The 23,605-nt window shown below is 42.6% G+C and carries 20 protein-coding genes, 1 tRNA gene and 1 pseudogene; 3 read left to right on the forward strand and 19 right to left on the reverse strand.

Going from position 1 to position 23,605, the window contains the following annotated elements:
- The first annotated feature begins 16 nt into the window (after positions 1-16).
- Both A3CY_RS20255 and tpiA read left to right on the forward strand, forming a co-directional pair.
- Complete coding sequence (locus A3CY_RS20255) at positions 17-1,261, forward strand: BT_3928 family protein (protein ID WP_018336757.1); 1,245 nt, start codon at positions 17-19, stop codon at positions 1,259-1,261.
- A 30-nt stretch (positions 1,262-1,291) separates the two neighbouring features.
- Positions 1,292-2,062, forward strand: a complete 771-nt coding sequence (tpiA, locus tag A3CY_RS0104735) for a triose-phosphate isomerase (protein ID WP_018336758.1) — start codon at positions 1,292-1,294, stop codon at positions 2,060-2,062.
- 58 nt (positions 2,063-2,120) lie between these two features.
- Here the strand turns inward: tpiA and A3CY_RS0104740 are convergent, their stop codons facing one another.
- The 12 genes from A3CY_RS0104740 to A3CY_RS0104800 all read right to left on the reverse strand — a co-directional run bounded on the left by A3CY_RS0104740 (position 2,121) and on the right by A3CY_RS0104800 (position 13,849).
- Entirely contained in the window at positions 2,121-2,795 is a 675-nt protein-coding gene (locus A3CY_RS0104740; protein WP_240388121.1) for a nuclease-related domain-containing protein, read from the reverse strand.
- Positions 2,796-2,900: 105 nt separating this feature from the next.
- A complete protein-coding gene (locus A3CY_RS0104745; protein WP_018336760.1) occupies positions 2,901-3,608 on the reverse strand; it encodes a hypothetical protein in 708 nt (235 codons plus the stop codon).
- A 1,553-nt stretch (positions 3,609-5,161) separates the two neighbouring features.
- On the reverse strand, positions 5,162-5,704 hold the full coding sequence (locus tag A3CY_RS0104755) for an RloB family protein (RefSeq protein ID WP_018336762.1): 543 nt from the start codon (positions 5,702-5,704) through the stop codon (positions 5,162-5,164).
- An 8-nt stretch (positions 5,705-5,712) separates the two neighbouring features.
- Entirely contained in the window at positions 5,713-6,957 is a 1,245-nt protein-coding gene (locus A3CY_RS0104760) for an AAA family ATPase (protein ID WP_026207311.1), read from the reverse strand.
- Between the two features lie 389 nt (positions 6,958-7,346).
- A complete protein-coding gene (locus tag A3CY_RS0104765) occupies positions 7,347-8,426 on the reverse strand; it encodes an Mrp/NBP35 family ATP-binding protein (RefSeq protein WP_018336765.1) in 1,080 nt (359 codons plus the stop codon).
- Positions 8,427-8,497: 71 nt separating this feature from the next.
- Positions 8,498-9,013: an O-acetyl-ADP-ribose deacetylase gene (locus A3CY_RS0104770; RefSeq protein WP_018336766.1), complete on the reverse strand. Its 516-nt coding sequence runs from the start codon at positions 9,011-9,013 to the stop codon at positions 8,498-8,500.
- Positions 8,991-9,554 carry an NUDIX domain-containing protein gene (locus A3CY_RS0104775; protein ID WP_018336767.1) on the reverse strand — a complete coding sequence of 188 codons (564 nt, stop codon included), beginning with the start codon at positions 9,552-9,554 and terminating at the stop codon, positions 8,991-8,993. The genes A3CY_RS0104770 and A3CY_RS0104775 overlap by 23 nt, the downstream gene beginning before the upstream one ends.
- Positions 9,555-9,564: 10 nt before the next feature.
- Positions 9,565-10,275, reverse strand: coding sequence for a M48 family metallopeptidase (locus A3CY_RS0104780; RefSeq protein ID WP_018336768.1), 711 nt, complete (start codon positions 10,273-10,275; stop codon positions 9,565-9,567).
- 110 nt (positions 10,276-10,385) lie between these two features.
- The gene (locus tag A3CY_RS0104785) at positions 10,386-10,676 is read right to left on the reverse strand and encodes a hypothetical protein (RefSeq protein WP_018336769.1); all 291 of its coding nucleotides are present in this window, start codon (positions 10,674-10,676) and stop codon (positions 10,386-10,388) included.
- Between the two features lie 64 nt (positions 10,677-10,740).
- Positions 10,741-11,814: a chorismate synthase gene (gene aroC / locus A3CY_RS0104790; protein ID WP_018336770.1), complete on the reverse strand. Its 1,074-nt coding sequence runs from the start codon at positions 11,812-11,814 to the stop codon at positions 10,741-10,743.
- A 162-nt stretch (positions 11,815-11,976) separates the two neighbouring features.
- Positions 11,977-12,522, reverse strand: a complete 546-nt coding sequence (locus A3CY_RS0104795) for an FKBP-type peptidyl-prolyl cis-trans isomerase (protein WP_018336771.1) — start codon at positions 12,520-12,522, stop codon at positions 11,977-11,979.
- A 154-nt stretch (positions 12,523-12,676) separates the two neighbouring features.
- Entirely contained in the window at positions 12,677-13,849 is a 1,173-nt protein-coding gene (locus tag A3CY_RS0104800) for an OmpA family protein (protein WP_026207312.1), read from the reverse strand.
- A 359-nt stretch (positions 13,850-14,208) separates the two neighbouring features.
- Here A3CY_RS0104800 and A3CY_RS0104805 point away from each other — a divergent pair.
- Positions 14,209-14,282: transfer RNA gene (locus tag A3CY_RS0104805), tRNA-Asp, on the forward strand.
- A gap of 115 nt (positions 14,283-14,397) precedes the next feature.
- Here the strand turns inward: A3CY_RS0104805 and A3CY_RS0104810 are convergent.
- The 7 genes and pseudogenes from A3CY_RS0104810 to A3CY_RS0104845 all read right to left on the reverse strand — a co-directional run.
- Positions 14,398-14,645 (reverse strand): annotated as a pseudogene (locus A3CY_RS0104810) (helix-turn-helix domain-containing protein); the annotation flags it as partial.
- Between the two features lie 312 nt (positions 14,646-14,957).
- Positions 14,958-16,355 carry an alpha-L-fucosidase gene (locus A3CY_RS0104820; protein ID WP_026207314.1) on the reverse strand — a complete coding sequence of 466 codons (1,398 nt, stop codon included), beginning with the start codon at positions 16,353-16,355 and terminating at the stop codon, positions 14,958-14,960.
- A 70-nt stretch (positions 16,356-16,425) separates the two neighbouring features.
- Positions 16,426-18,732, reverse strand: coding sequence for a Gldg family protein (locus A3CY_RS0104825; RefSeq protein WP_018336775.1), 2,307 nt, complete (start codon positions 18,730-18,732; stop codon positions 16,426-16,428).
- A 12-nt stretch (positions 18,733-18,744) separates the two neighbouring features.
- A complete protein-coding gene (locus A3CY_RS0104830; protein WP_018336776.1) occupies positions 18,745-19,671 on the reverse strand; it encodes an ABC transporter ATP-binding protein in 927 nt (308 codons plus the stop codon).
- Positions 19,672-19,789: 118 nt separating this feature from the next.
- Complete coding sequence (locus A3CY_RS0104835; protein WP_169503557.1) at positions 19,790-21,373, reverse strand: PKD-like family lipoprotein; 1,584 nt, start codon at positions 21,371-21,373, stop codon at positions 19,790-19,792.
- 16 nt (positions 21,374-21,389) lie between these two features.
- On the reverse strand, positions 21,390-22,085 hold the full coding sequence (locus tag A3CY_RS0104840) for a DUF4843 domain-containing protein (RefSeq protein ID WP_018336778.1): 696 nt from the start codon (positions 22,083-22,085) through the stop codon (positions 21,390-21,392).
- 16 nt (positions 22,086-22,101) lie between these two features.
- Positions 22,102-23,595, reverse strand: coding sequence for a RagB/SusD family nutrient uptake outer membrane protein (locus A3CY_RS0104845; protein WP_081619446.1), 1,494 nt, complete (start codon positions 23,593-23,595; stop codon positions 22,102-22,104).
- Positions 23,596-23,605 lie beyond the last annotated feature (10 nt).

The following is a 23,605-nucleotide window of genomic DNA, read 5'->3' on the forward strand; positions in this document are numbered from 1 at the left end:
TGTAAAAATAAAAGAAATGAGGAAAGTCATTCAAAATCTTTGCAGAATCGTGGTCGGCATCATCTTTATCTATTCCGGCTTCGTGAAAGGAATTGACCCGTTGGGATCGGACTACAAGTTCACCGATTACTTCAACGCTTTCGGCATGGGTTGGATGAACTCCTCCACGCTATTTTTCTCGTTCGCCCTCTCGCTGGCTGAATTTCTGATCGGGATTGCGCTATTATTCAACCTTTGGGTATCCCGCCTTGCATGGGGCGCTTTGCTATTCATGGCATTTTTCACCCCATTGACCCTCGTGCTGGCATTGACCAACCCGGTAAGTGACTGCGGGTGCTTCGGGGACGCCTTGGTGCTAACGAACTGGCAAACCTTTGGGAAAAACATAGTCTTGTTACTTTTTGCCATTGTCGTTTTCGTCTACCGCAAAAATTACACTCCCCGGTTGACCTCGCTAGGTCAATTCTCCATGCTCGTGCTGGCGGCAGCGGGCATGTTATGCCTGTCCGTGTACTGTTACCGCCATTTACCCGTGATTGACTTTCGTCCTTACGCCATCGGCACCAATGTTGCCGAAGGAATGCGCCTCCCGGAAGGCGCAGAACCGGACCGATACGAGGTCACGTTAAAATACCGAAATAAACAGACGGGCGAGATTCAATCATTCACGGAAGAGAATTACCCGTGGCAAGACACCGTGAACTGGGAATACGAAAGCAGCACGGAAAGATTAGTGAAGCGAGGATACATCACCCCCATTCACGACCTCGTGATCGAACACCCGGACTTGGGAAATATCACGGAAGAAATACTCGAGGATGACAATTACACGATACTTGCAGTAGCTTATAATATCAACAAAAGTACCCCGGATGCCCAACCCGCCCTCAACCGCTTGGCGAACTTTGCCCGGGAAAAAGGATACCGGTTCTACGGGCTGACCTCATCCTCTCAACGGGATATCCAGAGGTACAAGAACCGCCACCACGTGCCGTACGAATTCTGCACGGCAGACGAGATACAGCTTAAAACCATGATCCGTTCCAACCCCGGCGTGATCATCTTACGCCAAGGCACGATTCTCGACAAACGGGCGGGAAAAGATATTCCGGACATCAAAGATTTAAAAGACACGGATTTGGCAGCTTATTGCCTGCAAAGTCAACAAGAAATGCGGCAGAATTATTTGGTTTACTCCTTTATCCTTCTTTTCTTTGCAGCATATTTACTTTTTCCACGTATAAAGAAAAGAAGAAACTAAGTTAAAACACAACGAATTAAATCTATAGACATGAGAAAAAAGATTGTAGCAGGTAACTGGAAAATGAACAAGACTTTCGCCGAAGGTGTTGAATTGGCAAGAGAAGTGAACGATTACGTGAGATACAAGGAAGGCGCAGAAGGCGTACAGGTCGTTCTGGGAACCCCATTCATCCATCTGGCAAAGGTGGCTCACAATATCACGGAACCTTCCATCATGGTTTCAGCGCAGAATTGTGCAACCGAGAAATCCGGAGCCTACACGGGTGAAGTATCAGCCGAAATGATCGCTTCAACAGGAGCAAAATGCGTGATCCTCGGACACTCGGAAAGAAGAAGCTATTACGGGGAAACAAGTCCTATCCTCGTGAAGAAAGTAGCACAAGCACTAGACAGCAAACTGGAAATCATCTTCTGCGTGGGTGAAGTTCTGGAAGAGAGAGAAGCGGGTAAACATTTTGAAGTGGTGAAACAACAACTCGTTGAAGGTCTTTTCAACCTAACCCCGGAACAATTCGCTCACGTCGTGATCGCTTACGAACCCGTTTGGGCTATCGGAACCGGTAAAACCGCCACTCCCGACCAAGCTCAGGAAATGCATGCATTCATCCGCTCCGTGATCGCCGAGAAATACGGCAAAACTGTTGCGGACGACACTTCCATCCTTTACGGGGGAAGCTGCAACGCCGGCAACGCCGATGCCATCTTCTCCAATCCCGACGTGGACGGCGGATTGATTGGGGGGGCTTCCCTGAAAGCTGCCGACTTCTTTGAAATCATCAAGGCTCGGGCAAGACACTAATAACTTTCCAAAAATAATCAAGGGTTGTCAATTAATTTGGCAACCCCTATTCGTTCTATTATATTTCTCTACTAGATTGAGGCGTGTTGCGATCATAATATGCAGCTGAATTGATTTGCGAAGAAACAATCATCGGGTCATTGCCATTTTGCACCGCCTTAGCGAATACATCCATTATTTCGTATTTGTTTCCGTAATTAGCATTAGGTTGCATCAAAATTTCGGCTACCACCTGACGTATAGAACGAGGATATATTATAAAAGTATTGTTTGCATTACAAGTAACATTCTTAAACTCACTATTCCCAAAGAATACGATAACAGAATAAATTGGAATGCCAGGATTTTGCAGTAAACATTGCCTAATGGCTTGAATATGCCCGGAATTTTGCATAACAGGATTATAGAAACGATGCTTTTCCTTACCATACGCCAATAATTGTGTCCAATATTTCTGATGTTCATTTCCGAAAATCCAACCACTATAATCCTTGACTTCAAACACGATAATGCCCGCTTTTGTCGTAACGGTTACATCCACTTGCGTGTATTCTCCATTTGGTTTTTGAATATACAAGTCATGAAATATGGCTTTAGGATTGATACCTTCTTTCAATAATTTCAATACCACCCTCCGCTCCGACCATTCGCCACGAGTAATGGACGTAACTTGCTTAATGAGTTCTCGCTCTTTTCGTTTGATACAAACAAAATAAACAATACCTGTTATCAAACAAATCAAGAATATGATAGACGTGAGTGACATTAATGATTATTCCATAAATTAACGAAACGCTATACAGAATGTTTAAGTAATGAAATCGCAATACCTATATGTTTACTTGAAAGCAATTATTGGAATTACTTTTGTATCTCCATATTGTTGATACTTATAGTTTCCAATTTGTCTTGCGCATTTCCCATGAGGAGCTTTCACTATTTGTTTGTTGTAAAAATTACTGCCCTCTTGAGCTAATATTAAGACTTCTAAATCAGAAGTAAATATATATCCCGAAATAACTTCTCTAATTTCCAAAGCAATAGCATCACCGGATTCCAAAACCTCCTGTACTTCAAAATTTTTCTGGCTTACACAATCTCCGGGTTTATCAAACAATGTCTTGCCAAAATTATTTTTAGCTGTAACTGTTTTATTTGACTTCGGCAATTCTACACCATCAATTATTCTAACAGCCGGTACTGTTTTCTCTATTTCCATTTTGGTGTTGTATTTATAAGTTCCCACATGTTGAGCACATTGGTTCTTTTTAAGGACAATTTTTTGATTATCATAAAACTGTTGCTTTTCATTTGGTATAATAAAAACTATTGCACCAAAAGAGTCATCGGAATAAGCTAATGCACACCCTAATTCCACCACTTGAAACACCTCAAATTGTGAGTATTCCATATAATCTCCGGGTTCTTCAAACATTTCAAGTCCAATAATTCCAGAATTGTTAAATAAACTAACACAAAAAGCGAAAGCAAATGTGAGCATAACACCTGTGATTATACCAAGTACATAGATAAACCATTTTTTCATATTTGTTGTTTTTGTTGATTATATAGTAGTTAATAAATTAAAGTTTTCTGTTGTAATATATGTTGAAGATATCATCGTATGGGTACATACTTCTATTTTCGCTATTGTGAAATGCTTTGTACTATTTGAACAACTTATTAAGTTTTTTTCTTATTACACTTAGGGCTATACTTTGGTCGTGGCTTACCGTTATTCCTATACCACTACCTTTTATAACAGCTATACTTTGCTTGGTGTTATAATCGTAAAAAGTTACTACTATATATGTATGCCCTCCATCCCATTTTTCAGATGTAACATGAATATTTGGCGTGAGAATACTATCAAACACTCAAAAATTTTTAGAGTATTGGAGGCAGATAAAACTGTTAGATTCGTTTCTGCTATCTGATTTTGAACAGACATTACTATATCATCTAATTCTCTATCTCCAGATGTTTCCTTCCCGAAAATGACATATTTGTACTTACTTATGTTTGCATCATTAGATAGAACAATCTTACCTGAAGCACAGGATGTCATTAAAATCGTAATAATAGCGATAAGTACGAGTTGTATAAACTTTTGTTTCATTTCTTTCTTATGCCTATGGCTCCTTAGTTCCAATTGAGCCGTTAATTACAAAGAAGCGTGGAACTGCAGATGCCACGTTCTGAATTGGAGGTCGTAGGAAACCCGTACACACGAATGTAGTAATAGCAGTCCATGCTATAGCGTGAAAACCACTATGCCATCCTTGTGTGTAATTGTGAAATTTCCTACGTTTCCAATTCACAAGATAAGCATAACGCTTCTTTTATATCTATGTCATGGACCGGACTTTCCCAATCCAAATGCAAAGATATAAAAATCCCACAAAAAACGCTCACTGTCAGACAGAAATCAGCGTTTTAAGACTGATTTTTATAGCCCATTTGTACTCCATTGGTTCTCAAAAAGTAAAAAACACTGAAAATCAATAGAAACAGTAATTCCTTGTCAACATCGTTGTGGCTACGCCCCGTATTGGAATGTTGCAATAAAATGTAATTTGAGCTTACGCAAATAGTCCGACACCACTCCCCCAATATAATCCGATGAATTTCCTATTGTGAGATTGTAGTGACATTTTTCTGATTGGACTCATTTTATAGATGTTTGATCATATCGTATATATAATTGATATATAACGATATATATCCACATAAAATTAACATCATTACAGAAGCAATAATACCCCGACAGTCTTACTATGTCAAGAACTTTACCACCTTATCTGCAAGCAGGAACGAAATCTTTATCCAACTTATTAGTCTCTATTCTGTGGAAAATAAAATTTACAAGCCTTTATTTTCCAATATAAAATACCATCAATTGCATATCTACAGCTTTGCTGCTGATTTTGGATTTATATCCTAATGCATTTACAACAATATGTTTACCAGTTCCAATATCTATGGCGATTTAATAGCTGCTTTTATTCGCTCTGCCATCAGTTTGCACCTTTATCTTATGATTCTGACAAGATATTAAAAAAAATATCGCTAATGTTATTTTCCTTCTTCATCTTCAAATTACAAACTTTCCAGCAGTTCTATCATTTTATAGATGGTAGTTGATGGATTATCATATGTCTCCAACACCTTGGCTCTTGCCGTTGCCTCTGATGTTTTTTCGGACAGTTGCTGTTTCTCATTTAATGCCAAAGTCCCCTTTGCATAGTGTTCAAGATGTCTTTTCAGTTTCTTGATGCAGGCGTTTTGAGTTAGTTCGGCATGACACTTCTCAAAGTGTAGCAAATACCACAACTCAATACATGGATTCGACACTAGCAATACCGCATTTGGAATACTTTGCAGGTGTTCCAGCATTCCGTTCACATCTAGGTCAAACATTAGAAATGTTTTATCATTTTTGGTTGCGACATATTTCCGTTTACAATTCTCTATATACCGAACGGATATGTTCGAATCGCTCTTTCTTGGGATAATCTGAATAGGCGCACGGTATTGCGAACGAAGATGACTGATATAAGCAACCTCAGACTCCCCCTCACAGAAAACAAAGAAGTTTGGCTTCATTGCTTTGCCTTTGGATTTTCTTATTTGTCGTCCCATATCAGTTTCTATTTTATAAAACTATCCGTCTGTTCGTCAATATACGGGATAGCATCAAAACGCCCTTGCAAATATGCCTTCTCCGCATCTAGCCCGTCGCGGAAATCTTTATAATCAAACAGCGAATACAAATCCGAGGACCCGTCATCCCGTTTGTTGACAAAATATATCTGATCCTTACGCAACTTATTGGTATTAAGCAAGTATGTATTGTGCGTAGTATATATCAACTGCGCCGATTCGCTTTTATTGAACAAACCGATAATATACTCTACCAGTTTTATATGTAGCTGCGTCTCGATTTCATCTATCAACAGGATTTTATTATTCTTGACGATATCCATAATCGTCAGCATCATCTCGAAAAGACGTTGTGTTCCGGCTGACTCTTCTGCAAAAAAATTGAAAGGAACATCCGGATTATTCCTGTGATAAGTCGTAATGACCAGCTGTGGTTTCTGAATATCTTCTACCGACAATATTTGATTGTCTGCAGGGTCTATCACTGCAGTCGAAAATACTTTATTCTCATGCCTGCTGTCGATTTTGACAATGTCGCTGTCGGCAATTCGCAGCACATTAAGGAACTGCTCTTTGTTCTCATTCAACAAGCGCTCGACAGAGAACGAATTATATCCGAAATAATTCAGAATAAAACGCTCATTGAAATACCGAAAAACATCTTTTGCGACATCTCGATCCATCTGACTGGCACGTGATACAAAAAGCGTTTTCTTGGACGTATTGGCAGCAACATCCATAGGACGGCGAATCACCGATCGGAATTCATAGATATCCTTTTTGTCGGGACCCTTTGTCTCATCACGAGAAAAAACCAGTGAACGACGACCATTCGGATAATAGTAAAGTGCCTCTTTCAGTATCTCAACTTTATTGAGTTCAAAAGAATATTCATATTCGATACCTTCAAGAAGGAAGCGAATGAAAAATGTGCTTGACTTGCCAATACCCCCGAATTTGAACGGAGTAAAGGCAAATATCGTATTCTCGTTGTAATTGTGAGATGAGAATATCATTCCCACACAAGCGCGAATAGCCTTGATAACACTGCTCTTTCCTGACGCATTTGCACCATAAATGGCAACAGTTTTAAGCAACTGCTCATCACCGCATACAAATGTATTTTCTTCAAGTTCCTTTGCCTTTTTGGTCTGTATGCTTGCTGCCCGCATATCCAATACCACCTCATCTTTAATTGAAAAAAAGTTGCTCAAACGAATTTCAAGTATCATTTTATCCTCCAAATTTGTAATTATTTCGCAAATATAACAAATTAAATGGCAAAACCATAATTTGGACTACTTTTTATGGATTAGAGGTAGCCTGCATAAAGTATTGTTAAATACCCAAATCCCACAGAAAACACACTGAAGAACCAAGATAATCATATCCCTCTCACGTTCTCGCTCCGTTGATGCCGTAGAGATGCTATAATCTCACATATAGAAACATTATAGCAAATTGGTTCATAGAACGTGCGCATGTTATATCTTCCTTGGGACTTCGGTAGAATTACTACGGGACTTCAGTAGTAAAAGGTCATACTTTTTTTGAAGGTTTATAAAGTTGCCAAGCATCAAAATGCAGATATTGGCAACTTTATAAACCTTCATTCTTCACATCATTTCGTTACTCTCACCCGGTGAGTCGTTTCCCCGGTTTCCTCGACCGCCTCGACAACATGGCGGGCTAAATCACGGAATGCCTGTCCGGTAATGGTATTCTCGTCCAGAGCCACGGGAGTACCGGCCTCTCCTCCCTCCATGATACTCTGCACGATAGGAATTTGTCCCAACAGACGCATACCCCTCTCGTCAGCCAGTTTCTTGGCACCTTCTTTACCGAAAATGTAGTATTTATTATCCGGCAATTCGGCAGGAGTAAACCAAGACATATTCTCCACCAATCCCAACACGGGAACTTGTATGCCCGGGGATTCAAACATGTTGATACCTTTTATGGCATCTGCCAACGCCACTTGCTGCGGGGTACTTACCACGATCGCCCCGCTCAAGGCTACCGTCTGCACCAGCGTCAAGTGAATATCACTCGTTCCCGGGGGAAGGTCTATCAACATGAAATCCAACTCATCCCAAAAACCTTCTTCCACCATCTGTTTCAAGGCATTGGAAGCCATCGGGCCTCTCCACACGGTAGCGGAGTTGGGATCAACGAAGAAACCGATAGAAAGCAATTTCACCCCGTATTTTTCCACGGGATTTATCAATTCTTTCCCGCCAACCTCAACCATGTAAGGATTGGCATCTTCACAAGCGAACATTTTCGGGATGGAAGGACCAAAGATATCCGCATCCACCAAACCCACTTTATACCCCAATTTAGCCAAGGCAACAGCCAAATTGGAAGCAACGGTAGATTTACCGACGCCCCCTTTCCCGGAAGAAACGGCAATAATATGTTTCACTTTCTCTAAAGCTAACGGTTTTTCCAAGTCATGCACGAAAACCGTTTCAATCTTCACCCCCGAATAATTCAGCTTCTCTTTCAGCAAAGCCTCGCATTTCTTGCTCACGGCACCAATGAACGGGTCGTTCGCTTTCTGGAAAACCAAACGGAAGCTCACGTTCCCGTCTTCTACCTTAATATTCTGCACCATATCCAGTGCCACGATACTTTTCGATGTCCCGGGGTATTTCACCTCCGCCAACACGTCACGTACCTCTTTTACAAGTTCTTGCATAATATATCTAGTATGTTTTTGTAAATCTCTCTCGCGAAGATACAAATAATACACCTCACGAGAGAAGGATTTTAAATTTCCATGTTCAATTTTGCATCCTCCACGATTTCACGAGCCCGGCGATTGAAACAAGCCACGATAACCTGCTCAAACTCCGGATGTTTTATCAGGAATGTCACGATCTCCCGGAGCGCGATCCGGGCGGCATCTTCCATCGGGTAACCGTAAACACCCGTGCTAACCAGGGGAAATGCCACGGTCTTCAATCCATTTTCAGCTGCCACGGCAAGACTATTGCGATAACACGCGGCTAAAAGCTCCGGTTCCCCGTGGCGCCCATCGGAATAAACCGGTCCCACGGTATGAATTACGTGCCTGGCTTTCAAGCGATACCCCTTCGTGATCTTCGCCTCGCCGGTCTTGCATCCGCCCAAAGTGCGGCATTCCGCCAGCAACTCCTTTCCCGCGGCACGATGAATTGCCCCGTCGACACCACCACCTCCTAACAAGGAAGAATTGGCAGCATTCACGATGGCATCCACGTCCAACGTAGTTATATCCGCCTCAATAATTTTCAATCTTTCCATAGGAACTCATTTTATCAAGTATTAACATTTCCACTTTCTTCAAATCAAACGCCTCGAAACGCTTATCTGGTTGCTCGAAACCGCTCACTTGCAGGTATACTTTCAACCTCAACTGCTGCAATGCCCGACGGAACATATCCTCGTGGTCGAAAGCCAGGGGAGGCAATTCGCGGACATCAAACCAACGGGCATCCGCCGCATCATCCTGTCCCGAAACTTTCATCCCGCGGGAATTCACCAAAGCATAAAAAGCCACCGTGATCGTTCTTCCCCGGGGATCCCTGTCCACCGCGGAAAAGGCATGAAATTGCTCCACGAAAACATCCTTCAGTCCGGTTTCCTCCTCCAACTCCCGTGCGGCACATTCCTCCACGGTTTCGTCCATATTCAGGAAGCCCCCGGGAAACGCCCAGCTTCCCTTGAAAGGCTCTCCGCCCCGCTCGATAAGCAACACTTGCAGTTTCTGTCCGTCAAAACCGAAAATCACACAATCGGTAGTCACTGACGGGCGAGGATACCGGTAACAATATTTCTCTTCCATAATTTATCTTTTATACCCGTGTATTATACTGTCGCAACCGCTCTCGAAGTTTCATACAATCGGGACAAACTTTCTTCATCAACGCCCAAAAATCGGCAGAATGGTTCTTTTCCACCGTGTGGCAAAGCTCGTGCAGGATAACGTAATCAATGATCTCGTCCGGCAACTTCATGAGTTTCACGTTCAAACTGATATTATCTTCCGACGAACAACTCCCCCAATTCGATATATTATTGCGGAAAGACAATTCCCGGTACCGGAAACCGAAACGCTCGGCAAGCTCTTTCACCCTGCCCGGCAAATAGCGTTTACTCTCCATACGGTATATCTCTATCAAAAAATTCTCCACGTAAGGGGCTATCTTCTTGTAATCCGTGTTCCGGGGAATATACAAGCGAATCTCCTTGCCCTCTATCTTATAATGGGGACGGGCATCGTCGCAAGCGAGCACTTTCAACACGTGGAACTTCGTTTTCACCTCGGAATCCATGCCTAATCCCACCCCCGTGTCTTTTTCGTAAGTTTGTATCTTCGCGAGATTTGTTCTGATCCATTCCTGTTGCGAAACGACAAACTCTTCCACCTGTCGCCCGCTCACCCCGTAAGGAACGTTTACCCACACCCCTCTGCCCGGGGCGATACGCACCGAGAGAAAACGGATATTCATCCCCCGTCTTACCTTCACTTTCCCGATTCCCGGTAATATGATCTCGTCCTGCATAATTAAAAAAGGGCTACCGATTGTTTACTTTCGGATAGCCCTGAACCTTTTAGCTTTAAACTTTTAGTTTTTAGCTCTTACTTTTCCACGGCAGCTCTGGCTATCGTGAACTAAGCATTTTTTTTAATAACCTCGCTCAAACGAGTAAACTCACCATCTACCGTCTTCAACAACTCAATTGAAATTCCTTTATAATATGCTTTCGCTTCCTTCTTGTCGTTAAATGCCTTACGATTAGAAATTTTGCTTCTTACTTCATTCCTATATTCAACCATATCCTTCACGATATTGACAACCTCCGGGTCATTCTTCTCCGTGGTGGAATTATAATTCATACAATCAGCGATTACCGCGAAAGTCAAGTAATCAACATCTTTCTTCAATCTTCTTATACTTGCCATAACAATTGATATTTAATTTCTACAAAAGTAATAAAGATTACGTCCAAATCAAACAATCGGGCGACTAAAAATTCCCCCGTCCCGCTTCCAGCATCATGTCCAGCACCAACATGGCAGCCATAGCTTCCACTACCGGAACGGCACGAGGCACAACGCACGGGTCATGCCGCCCGTGTGCCGAGAAAAGGACCGCCTTGCCCGAAAGGTCTACCGTCCGCTGTTCCCGTCCTATCGTCGCCACGGGCTTGAAAGCCACCCGGAAATAAACATCCTCCCCGCTTGTAATGCCACCCAATATGCCTCCGGCATGATTGGTCAACGGCTTCACCAGCCCGTCCGCTATCGTGAAAACATCATTATGCTCGCTTCCCCGCATGGCAGCAGCCCGAAAACCTTCCCCGTACTCGAATCCTTTGGCAGCATTTATACCCATCATATAATGCCCCAAACGAGCTTGGAAACGGTCGAAAACAGGTTCACCCACGCCTGCCGGAATACCCCGTATCACGCAACTCACCACCCCTCCGATACTATCCCCTTCCGCTTTCACCTTCCGTATCAAATCCTCCATTTCCCCTGCCAGCTTCTCGTCCGGGCAACGAACCGCATTCGCATCAACCCGGCTTAAATCCAACCCTGTGTACGGTTTATCCAACTCCACGTGACCGATCTGTGACGTGTACCCCTGCACGGAAACTCCCCGGGTACGGAGTATTTGCTTGGCTATCGCTCCCGCCACCACACGTGCCACGTGTTCGCGTGCCGACGAACGTCCCCCGCCCCTGTAATCCCGGATTCCGTATTTCTTTTCCAGTGTAAAATCCGCGTGCGACGGACGGAACACGTCTTTCATCTCTTCATAATCCCGGCTCCGCTGGTCACGGTTGCGCACGATAAAACCGATCGGCATCCCCGTCGTCACCCCCTCGAGGATACCGGAAAGCAATTCCACCTTATCCTCCTCCTTCCTCTCGGTTGTCAAATCCGACTGTCCCGGTCTGCGCCGGTCGAGTTCCCATTGCACCTCATCCGTCGATAAAACAAATCCCGCCGGACAACCGTCAATAACTCCTCCCATCGCCTCCCCGTGCGATTCCCCGAATGATGTCAACGTGTATAACTTCCCGATCGTATTCATTTGGTTCAATTGAAAATTGAAAATTGAAAATTGAAAATGAAGGAATCATAATCAATCGTGCAATTTCCAACGGTTTATTAGAACTTCAAATATAGCAAAAATGGAAAACCAAGATCACGAGAACCCTAATTTTCCATTTTCAATTTTGCATTTTCAATTAGATCAGTGGCAGCAACCGTCACTACAACCGGAACCGCATCCACCGTTGTCAGAACCACAACCGTGACATCCGCCACACTTGTGTGAATGCAATGCTTCCAATTCCTCGTCGGTAGCATCTCTCACGGCCAACACCTTGCCTTTAAAATACAAATCCTTGCCAGCCATCGGGTGATTGAAATCCATCTTCACAGTATCTTCCCCAACCTCGACAATCGTACCGTTCAAATGGCGTCCCAGGCTATCCTGCATGGGCAACACGTTCCCGGGTTGCAACTCACCTTCCTCGACCTCGGCAAATATATCTTTAGGCAAATCTACAATCATGTCCTCGTTCACCTCACCGTAACCGTTTGCTGCCGGAATATGGAAATCGAAAGAATTTCCGGTATTCAAGTTCAACAGATTCATCTCGAAATATTCAAGCGTCTGCCCTTGCCCGCAAATAAATTCCAGCGGCGTACTGGCATCCGCAATCTCGATGGGTTCTGCATCCGCTGCCGTTCTCAGCTCGTAGCTCACGGTTACATGCTTATTCTTTGTTATCATCTCTTTGTTTTTTAATTATTCAAGATGCAAAGTTACAATTAAAAGCTGAAAGCAAAAAGTTAAAAAACAGGTAAAACAGAACGGACACGTTAAAACGCATCCGCCCTGTTTTAATGAGATTCCCTAATCTTGATATATAGTAAACCCTCTCTAGTTATTCAACGATAACCACCCGGTTCATAACTTTGTCAGAGAAGTCACTGACTCCACCTTTACCGACAACTTCAAGTTGGCTGGCATTCACCCCGAATTTCTTAACCAGAGCATCGGCAACACTACGAGCCCGTTTCTCACTCAACGCTTGGTTGAACGCAACTGAACCCGTGGCTTTATCGGCATAACCGTACACTTTATATTTCTTACTCGGTGAATTTTTAATCACCTCGGCATAAGATTTCAGGTTTTCCAGTTGGCGCTTATCAAGATTTGCCTTGTTTATCGCGAAGAACACGTACAAAGCAGGAGTCTTCACCTCTTGTTTTGCTACCGGTTGTTTCTGGCGAGCCTGATCCAATTCGCTCTGCAACTTGTCGGCACGACGAATAGCATCTGCCAAGCGGGCTTCTGCCGCCGTCAACATCTCGGGAGAAACACCCGTGTTAACGATCACCTTTTCATTCTTTGCTTTCTTGAAAAAACGGTCTTTAAATTTGTAAGTAAACCCGGCTGTTAAGCTCACTAACCCTTCACCTCTGTGGCGATCCGTCTGTCCGTCAAATTCCTGCGGCACCAAATGTCCCCTGATCTCCACGTTAAAATCAAAAGCATTCGAGATTCGGAACTTATTATTAATACCACTCACAAACATAAATTTAGTACTACCGCCGCCCGTGTAAGCATGTATCATACCGAATCCGGCAAGGAACACCGTTTCATAAAAACGATCCGTGCGATACCCGCCAATCCAGTTGGCAAGATTCACCAAACCGTCAACATGTACATTAAACTCGTCCCAGTCCTGTTTATACAGCCCGCGGGCATCGGCTGCCCCTTCGGCATAAATATTATTAGGATCGTTCGTCCTTCCCTTCAAGTTAAATCCCCCGGCTTGCACTCTCACTCCGAAAGTCGGCAGAAACCACTTACCCACAGCAATATCAAACGACGGGCTTATACGCCGCCCGAAGCGGCTATGCTGATCTTGTTCCCCGAAATAGACCTGTCCACCAGCTCCAGCCGAAATGAACCAATTGTCCCAGAAGCGATTAGTTACGAATCCCCGCCATGAACCGGCTTCTTCTTCCACTATTACGGTCTCTTTTGCCTGTTGTGCTGAAGTGAGTAAAGGCAATACCACTACCAGCAGCATAAAAAATGTCTTTTTCATACTCTCTACATTATTTATAATTTTGTCGATTATTTGCTAATATATAGCTTCTTTATAGTACCTGAAAATACGGTAACGCTTGTAAAAACGTTACAGAAAATACAAACAAAAATTGTGTAAAAATATAATTTAACAAATTCACACATATTACCTATTAAAGCCAAATGAAATAAATAGCCATATAACTATCTACTAATCATATAACAAACCATCGAATCCATTTCCTGCCACAGGAACATCTCATGAATGTTACAATCACTAAAATTTTCCCCTTCCCTATTGTAGAATCAAAAACAAGTACTATATTTGCAACCGCAAACAGGAATAACAGCGGTTATTCCTCCCTGTATTCAAAGATTGGTTCGGTAGTTCAGCTGGTTAGAATACATGCCTGTCACGCATGGGGTCGCGGGTTCGAGTCCCGTCCGAACCGCAAAAACACTGTATTTCACTTGAAATACAGTGTTTTTTTGTCCCTTAATCAATGTTTGGCTACCAATCGATTACAATCAACGAGAGAATGGCAATTTTTCTGTATAAGTTGGCGATTATTCCTGTTTTTCCTTTTTCCGGTACTCGGAAATGCTTTCCCCGTCATTTTCTTGAAAAAACGGCTAAAGGCGGCAATATCCTCAAATCCCAGAATCGAGCCGATCTCTTTCGCACTTTTACTCGTGTAGAGCAACAAGCGTTTGGTTTCTGCCTCCACCCGCCCGTGGATTACCTGCAAGGGACTCGGGAAGCCGTATTCCGAGAACAGGTTGGACAGCGTCTTAGGTGTACGGAACAACAAGTCATCACGACGTTACCGTTCATCCGGATATTAAGACAATATTCCATAGCAAGCCTATTTTTTCCAAAAATACACAATAAAGGAACACAATGGACAAACTACGGCATAAAATAAAAAAAGAAAGTAGCTGGCGAGGAGTGTCCATGGATAAAACGTGTGTGGTACTGAAATATGGAAACCAGCTACTTTCAAGAAACACTCAAAAAGGCTTTCACCGCCGATATTCAAAGATATGCACTTTATTTCTTTTATCAAAATAATTGGAAATCAATAATTCTCGACAAGAAGTCTTTTAGGTGGAACACATATTAACAACTAAAATCTGCAACGTTCACAATAAACGCCAAACTCTGCTATCGAAAGCGTCCCGTTAAACTTCAACGCTGTTATTCGCACGGCATCTCCCCACACGGTGTCAAAACGATGAATTTTCACCCGAGAGCTCGCGAGAACCTTTCCCTCGTAAATTGTTTTCCACACGCCATTTACGCGATACTCTATACGATACTCCTGCATACAATCGTTGTTTCGTTCCGTGATAACCACCATATTGAAAGGTTGTTCCCGACCAAGAACTACGGTCAACCATGGAGTTTTTACCTCTGGATTAGAATTCCAACATGTACCGAAATTATCGTCATTAGCAAAATCCATTATAGCATAATCACTACTCCATCCTCCTTCGGCAGGTTTGAATTTGGCTATATTGGAAGAAATAATCGGAGCCTCTGTTTCGGGGAGTATAGCTACTTGACCATCATTCTTCCAGAGTTTACCGATTTCTTTCAGTGCTTTCAACGCATTAGCATCCATAAGCCCTTCCCTATTGGGTGCTACATTCAAAATAAAATTACAATATACCTTCCCCATCGGAATAATATTCTCGTTCACCATGCTTTCCGGATTCTTCACTGCCGTGGAAGGAAAACTTTCTTTCCAAAACCAATTGGCTTGCAACGGCAAACAAGATAATGCCGGTAAACGATTGGATTCTTTGGAAATATGTTGTCCCGCCCCCTGCTCGTAAGATTTTATATCCGTGTAGAACAACGCTTCCGCCGGATACTTAGCGGCATTCAAATCCATCACCAGACAATCGGGTTGGAGCGATTTAACCAAACGATAAATATCTTCAAAAGGAATCTCATCATACGAGATACGAGACCATGGAGCATCCCACCCATCAATAATCAAAGCACTAATTTCCCCGTAATTCGTGAGCAATTCACGAATCTGCTCTTTGATCATCTCCACGTGTTTCGGGGTGATACAATGTGGGCGCAACCGGGCATGCATATCCAGTATAGAATAGTAAAGCATCACTTTCAATCCCTCAGCCCGGAAAGCATCGGCATATTCTTTCACCACATCACGCTTAAACGGGCTACTCATGACACTATAATCAGTAGTTTTGGTATCCCAAATACAGAATCCGCTATGATGCTTCGTGGTCAAACACCCATAAGTCATATTTGCCGACTTCGCCGCTTTCGCCCATTGCTTACAATCCAATTTGGTCGGATTGAAAAGTGCAGGCGAAGCATCCGGATCAGGCCAATCTTCATTAAAATAAGTCGGCATATTAAAATGAATAAACATACCGAAACGCAAGTCCACGAACTCCTGTTGTAACTGGTGGAGCGATTTACCTTGGGCATACACCAACTGTATGGAAATCATTCCCAGAAATAAAACTATAAGCCATCTCTTCATCTCACAATAATCACTAAATTAATTATCTATCTTATCTGCTATTTACGAATCCCCCAATTCACCACTCAACCTATCTGCCTTTTCTACGAATCCAAATAAAAATCCCCCCGAAAGCCAAGAGCATGGGCAAAATAGCTACAAACGACCATTTAACCACCTCATATCCCGTTCTATTCACATACACTTTATCATCCGGCAAATCGGGACGTCTTATATCAATCGGCACCTCCCCATTTGATAACCAACAAAAAACTCCCGTGATCAACGTATAATTCGATGCCTGCTTCCCGGCAAGCCTTCGTCCAAATTCGCCATTACTGATACAATCCGCATCACCCGTTAAAACAATTTTCTGTACTTTATCCCCAACACTTTTAGACAATGCCACGACCGTGGAATAATGCTTTTCTACCTCCCCTATCGAAGGATTCAAACGGACTACGCCATCAACAAAATCAGTCGTTTCCAATTCATTCCAAACACCGGTTGTATCCGTCTTGAACATGGGAATCACTTTATATCCCTTATCAGCAACTTGTTCCAACCCCGCGACACTCGGTGTCGACAACACGAATTTACGCGTATACATACGCTCGAATTCATAAGAAATACTATCAACGGCTTCTTTCGTCGGATAAGAAAGAATCACATCCGCCTGGAGGTTTGAATCCCGCTTAACCAACACGCCATCTGTCATCTCGAAACCGAACTTGGCGAAGAGTGGATTCATGACCTCTCGACGCTTGGGTTCTCCCAAGATAAATAAATTTCCGCCACGTTCAATATATTGCTGCAAATTAAGCTCTTCTTCCGGAGTCAACCATTCACGCATATCAGAAATCACAATGATATTGATATTTTCCGGTATTCCCCTGCCCAAAGAAACACGTTCCACGTCAAATCCCTGGTTCATCAAAGCGTTACGGAAGGTTTTTTCGCTCGCGAACAAACTATAATCCCGATCTTTTCCACCTTCGCAACTCCGTTCCCCATGTCCCTCGACCATCCCCACGACCGGAAGTTTCATCACCATCCGTTTAAAGGCAGCTGAAATCTCCCGTTCCGTCGGGAAACGCTGCATATCATTATATATCCTTAACCACGCTTTCTCACCATTCTCCCGTACAATTTGACGGACAAAAGTATTTTTTTCTCCCGATAAATCAATTTTTGCACGAATTTCTTCCGGGCTCATGAATCTATTTGAATCCAATCCATACACCTTACATACTTCACACATCTTTTCTCGCAACGTTTTACCCGGGAAACGTCTATCCAAATCTGGATTCGGGGTTTCATCATAATAATACACGTATTTCAATTTCATATCCGGCTTGAAACGCAAATATTGATCAAAACGCTCCATATCCGGCTTCAAAAAGTTGTATGCCGCAAACCATGATCCACCAGGCTCCAGGACATTAATATAAGTAGTAATCGTCACCCCTCCATCCAATTTAGCCACAATTTCCTGGCTATTGAGTGTCAACGTGTTCTGTTTGGTTTCCGTCACGTCACAATACACCTTCATTGGAGGAAGCGAAGAAAGATAACCTAAAAAACAACATAAAAAAATCACCCCAAGATTCTTCCCCACGGTAATAGAAAAACGGATTTTTTGTCTTACGGCATTCAAACGAATAATCGTCAATGCCAGGAACAAGCATATAACGATGATAAAATAAAGCAAATCCTCGCTACAAATTAACCCGTTCACGAATTTACCACATCGTCCGGATATCGCCAGCCAATAAGTTACATCCCGTACAAAATCATATTCTTGCCACCATCCGCCGATCATGTTCAAGATCATCAACACCGCCAATGTGCCAATTGCCGCGACAATTTGATATGATGTTAACGAAGACATAAAAATACCGATTGCCGCATAAGCACAAATTAATAAATATAACCCCAACAATCCGGTCAACACCAAGGGAAAATCAAAATCCTTGACAAAGCCCCAGCTACATAAAACAAGTAAAAAAAGTACACCAATCATAACGAAGGCGTAAATCATCATAGAGAAAAACTTACCCACGATAATCTGAAAATTAGTGATCGGGGAAGAATACAATAAACGAATAGCCCCACTACTCAAATCCTTACTAACCAACCCCATGGTCAAAAGAGGTATGTAATAATACAAATACTTCTGCATAATCACGAAAACACCACCCCAGTAAACCGAGAAAAGGCGTTGCGTGCATCCATAAGGAATATATCCCATTTCTTGGGAAGACACGGTATTCTGAAGTTGACCGGCAAACTGCAATCCGGCTTGTATGCCGAAAGCAACCAATATAAACCACGCGACAGGAGAATAAAACAACATCTGTAACTCCGTTTTCGCTATATTAAATATCATTTTAAACATAACCCTACTCTTTTATTGTACTTTTTTAGATAATTCCGCGAATATTTTATCCAAAGAACTTTTCTCCACTCTAATTTCAGATAAATGCCAATCATGAATCGCGCATTGCTTTACAATATCATCAATAGCTCCTTGAGCATCATTAAAACGGACACGGAATTTCCTCTCTCCTAATTCTTCCACGCCCAACACGTTTTCTAAACTATTCAATACTTCCACGGCAGGAGGATCCACGATAGAAAGATAGAGCGTATTAGGAACTATATAATTATCAAATTCATCCACGCTACCCATGAAAACAAGCTTTCCCTGCTCAATCATCATGATATGATCGCAAGTTGCTTGCACCTCCGGCAAAATATGAGTGGAAAGAATAACCGTGCGCTCTTGCGCTATATCCTTTATCAAATGACGCACCTCCATTATTTGATTAGGATCCAATCCGTTCGTCGGCTCATCAAATATCACGATGTCGGGTTTATGGATTATGGCTTGCGCTATTCCCACGCGCTGTTGGTATCCCCCGGAAAGATTTTTTATCAAACGTTGTCGGAAATGAGTGATACCACAACGGGATAGAACTTCTTCCACGGCAGACTTCTGTTTCCTACTCGGCACCCAGCGCAAACGGGCTGAATAACGTAAAAACTCCTCCACGGTCAAATCCCCGTACAAAGGCGGCTTTTGAGGCAAAAAACCGATATGACGTTTCGCGTCAATCGATGACTTTCGGGCATCTATGCCCTGAATATAAACCTTCCCCTCGGTTTGCTTGATAACCCCACAGATAATATTCATCGTGGTCGACTTACCCGCCCCGTTGGAGCCGAGCAACCCGTAAATCCCTCGCTTAGGAATTTCAAAACTAATATCCCTTACCGCCCATTGAATATTATAACGGTGGGACAAATGTTCAATTTTTAAAATAGATTCTTGCATAAATTTAATACATAAACAACACAACATTCCCTGCCAAAAGAATATTTTGGCTTTATATCTTGTAAACCTAAAAAATTGTTTTTCAAGAGTAGGGGTAAAAACCCCTACTCAAAATATATTACCACGGGGCACTTGATCCACTACTATTCGAAAAATTCCCGTACTTAAATATCACCTGTTTGATCTCTCCCAGATCAACATCATCGGGTGATTCATACATATTTCCCGCAGCCCATGGATCGGGTGAACCCAACACCTGATCTATCGAGTGGAATATAAAGAATTTTCCTCCTTCCAACGCAATCAACAACCGTTCGCCATTATAATCCCGAGTTAAATGTGTAACATTCCTGTCAAAATCATGTATCGGATACACGATCTGTCTCATCCCTCCGGTTTCATTACGAAACTCACAACAGTATAACGACTTCCCTTCAGCAAAGTACATATACTTTCCATTTCTCTGCAGAGCATACACCGTGCGATCAGATACTTTATCAGAACCTTCAAACCGCCACTTACCTTTATTTGACAAGTTAATATTCGTAGAACTATATTGCTTGGCCAACGTGAAATTTTGAACATAAAATTCATCCCCCTTTTTGAATACACACCGATAATTCCCACTACCGTAAGCACCGTCCTCGTAAGTGGTCACCCAAACCAAAGAATATTCGCCAAAATTTGTCAAGTTTACAAACTCATCGGAATTTGCCGAATTATCCTGAATTTCACACTGTTTCCCTGATGTCGGATCACCATTGGTAGAAATAGCCACAAACCGGTTATTCGCTTTATCATGCATCAACAATAAACCAGCCCAAAAATGAGCGGGAATGATCCTGTCAATATAAGTATTTGCCTTGTCAAAATCAAAGGGTATACTCATAAAACGAGCCAAATGAAAACCGTCCGGTTGAGTGGCTTTAGGATAAATATACCGGGAATAAGCTTTCCCGTCATCCCCTATCATCACATCGATAGAACTACAAAACGCCAACAACTTCGGATACACGCCCTCCGGATAACCACCATAAAACTCATCTTCCAAGGCAACTTCTTTATTTAACAACGCCCCGTTCAAAGAAACACATCCCCCCTCTTTCTGAAGTATCGTCAACTCATCTCCACCCTTATTCGGAGTAGTGAAATTCTCCGCAATATAAAACGGTTTCCGCCCTAAAGGATCATCCGGATACAAGGAACTATAAAGATTATAAAAAGGAGTATAATAATACGGGCTGTTCTCAGGCTTTTCCAATCGCAAAAAATGAAGTTCTGTCGCTCCATTACTCTTTTCAGTCAAAAGGGCAAACCCATACTTATACGGAGAATCGATCTGCAGAGACACCGAACCGGTATATACCTGCCCGGACTTCCGATCCGTCACGAATAGATCAAGAGCATAAATCTTACATACCCCTTCATGTGTGTATTTCAACACGCGTTCATGTGAAATAACCGTTGTGTCAAGTTTCCACGTGTAATCAAACTCCAATGTATCCGACGGATTTTGAAATGTTAACCTCGGGGCAACTGTAAGTTCTTCCCCAAGATAACCGTAAATCGTGTACGTACCCTCCGGTTTCACGGTAACCGTCACCTCGTTTACTTCAATATAATCATAGTTTCCCTTGTCCTCATAGCATCCGCTAAATAACCACGAAAACACTATTCCAAAAAATATAATCGCTTTTTTCATCATATATTCCATTTAGTCAACCTCCAATTACAGTCACGGTCATTTCCGTGTGTCCGTCTTTCTCGTACACGGTTTCATCGTTTGCCTTTTTTTCATTCAAATACTTTTTCAAGAGCAACGCGTTATAACGACAAGCCGCAGTATCGTCCGAATCCAAATATCCGAGACCGGTAACCTCAATGAACAACCGGTACTTTTCATCAGAATAACTCCCCAAATAACTATTCACGATCGTACTATTCCACCAATCCGGTCGAGAAATCTTGTCATTTATCCAAATGATTCGAGCGGTATGAGATGTCTCCCCAAGCATAAAATCTCGAGTCGGTTCCAGACGAACGGTCAATCTTACCGGTGCCGTTTGCAAATCCGGAGTTTTTATTAACTTTATCACCAACTCGCTTCGTTCCTCATTTTTTTCCAGCATACAACGTTCTGGCAATATATAATTCTTCGAGGTAGCCGTCGTGTAATCATCCACGACAACGACCTTATACTCTCTCTCCCGATCTTCCGGTTTCCCGACCAATTTCACACCCAAAGGATACTCTATCGTATCCTTGTTCGGGTAAAAAGTAAAAGAAAACTCCAAAGAATCTGTCATCTTGCCCGTGAACTGAATATAAGCATCATTGCCATAAGTCATGATATGCTCTCGTTCACAACCGGAAAAAAGATACAACACTCCTAATATTAATAATATTCGTTTCATAAATTCTTTTATTAAATTAATACGACGTTTCATTATTAGGATATTCTGCTATAAACTTATCCGCCGTCATTGGAATATCCTTATCCCCGTTAAAAATGCCATGATTCAATCGCTTATACATAAAAAACGTTTGTCCTTCCGTCAATCCTTCGCGAATCATATCGTTCACCAACTTTTCTTTCAAATCATCCGGATCATCCGGCAAAACATATTCTTTCACACCTCGCTGGTTTCTCAAAGTGGAAAACAATTCCTTTGCTTCCACGATCTTTTTCTTGTTAATCAGACACTCGATCATGATATGATACATCTCCGGGAAACGGACTATGGGGATAAGCGGACACTGGTAAGTAATTTGTGTGGTTACAGTACCACTCGTATTACTTGAAGATGCTACCGGACGTTCCCATACCAGATAACGGCGATCATTATCATACCGGTTATAAAATTTATAACGATAATCATCCGTTTCCGACCCGAAAAGTTTTTCCATTTCATTCATCTTGAAAGACTCAGGAGACAAGATTGCCTTCTCAAAATTGTCCAGATTATCCTTATTATAGAATCCCAACAGAAGCTCTTCCCATCGTTTAGGATCCGAATATTCTGGATATGCGCTAACATCCCCATGCTGACTAGCTCCTGTCCACTTAAACCACCCCTTTACGTCCACAAATCGTTTAATTATTGCGGCATTTTTGTAAGCCATCTCCTCGTTGCCCATCCACATATATATCCGTGCCAACAAAGCGGTAGCCCCCCAATAATTCATGCGCGTTCCCCGGTAATTCAAAAAATCATCCCCTCCTAACGGGGTTTCATGGGCTCCCGACATGAAACGATGCTGCCTCCCTTTCGTCCATTTCTCGAATTTCAAGGTATCCAAAGGTCCTAACTTCTCTTGCGCGAACTCCATATCCGAAACAATATTTTCGAGTACTTGTTCCATGGTCATACGCATGGGTTGGTGATCCGGGTATTTCGTCACGTAAGGGATTGCCGGATCACCTTGGTTTTTGGAGGAAGGAACCGGACAAAACAAACGCAACATATCAAAATGCAGCAACGCCCGCACCCCACGCATCTCGGCAAGTATCAACTGCTTCTCCACATCCTTGTTATAAAAAAAAGAACTGTCTTTTTTCTCCACTTGCTGTATAATATTATTGCAACTGGCTATCACGTTATAAGCTTTAGCCCAAGTCTTTTCCGTCACATCCAGTACACTGGAATTTTTCCAATTCCGATTAGAAGCTTCCGCCAAATCCGAGGATAACCCAGAATTAATGTAATTCAAAGCCAAAGCGCTTGCGAATCCCCAGCTCAAGTTCTTCCCGTACAAATCCGTAACACTAATTTCCCGGTACACGCCGTTCACTGCCATCTGCACCCCGGTATAATCACCGAAAATCTCCTCTTCCAATAACACGTTATCGGACTTTATATCTAGCCAATCATTGCACGAGGTCATCACCATCGCCGCCAACAACCACTGTATTAATCTTTTCATTTTCATTTCA

The organism is Butyricimonas synergistica DSM 23225 (genome assembly GCF_000379665.1).
GTDB lineage: Bacteria > Bacteroidota > Bacteroidia > Bacteroidales > Marinifilaceae > Butyricimonas > Butyricimonas synergistica.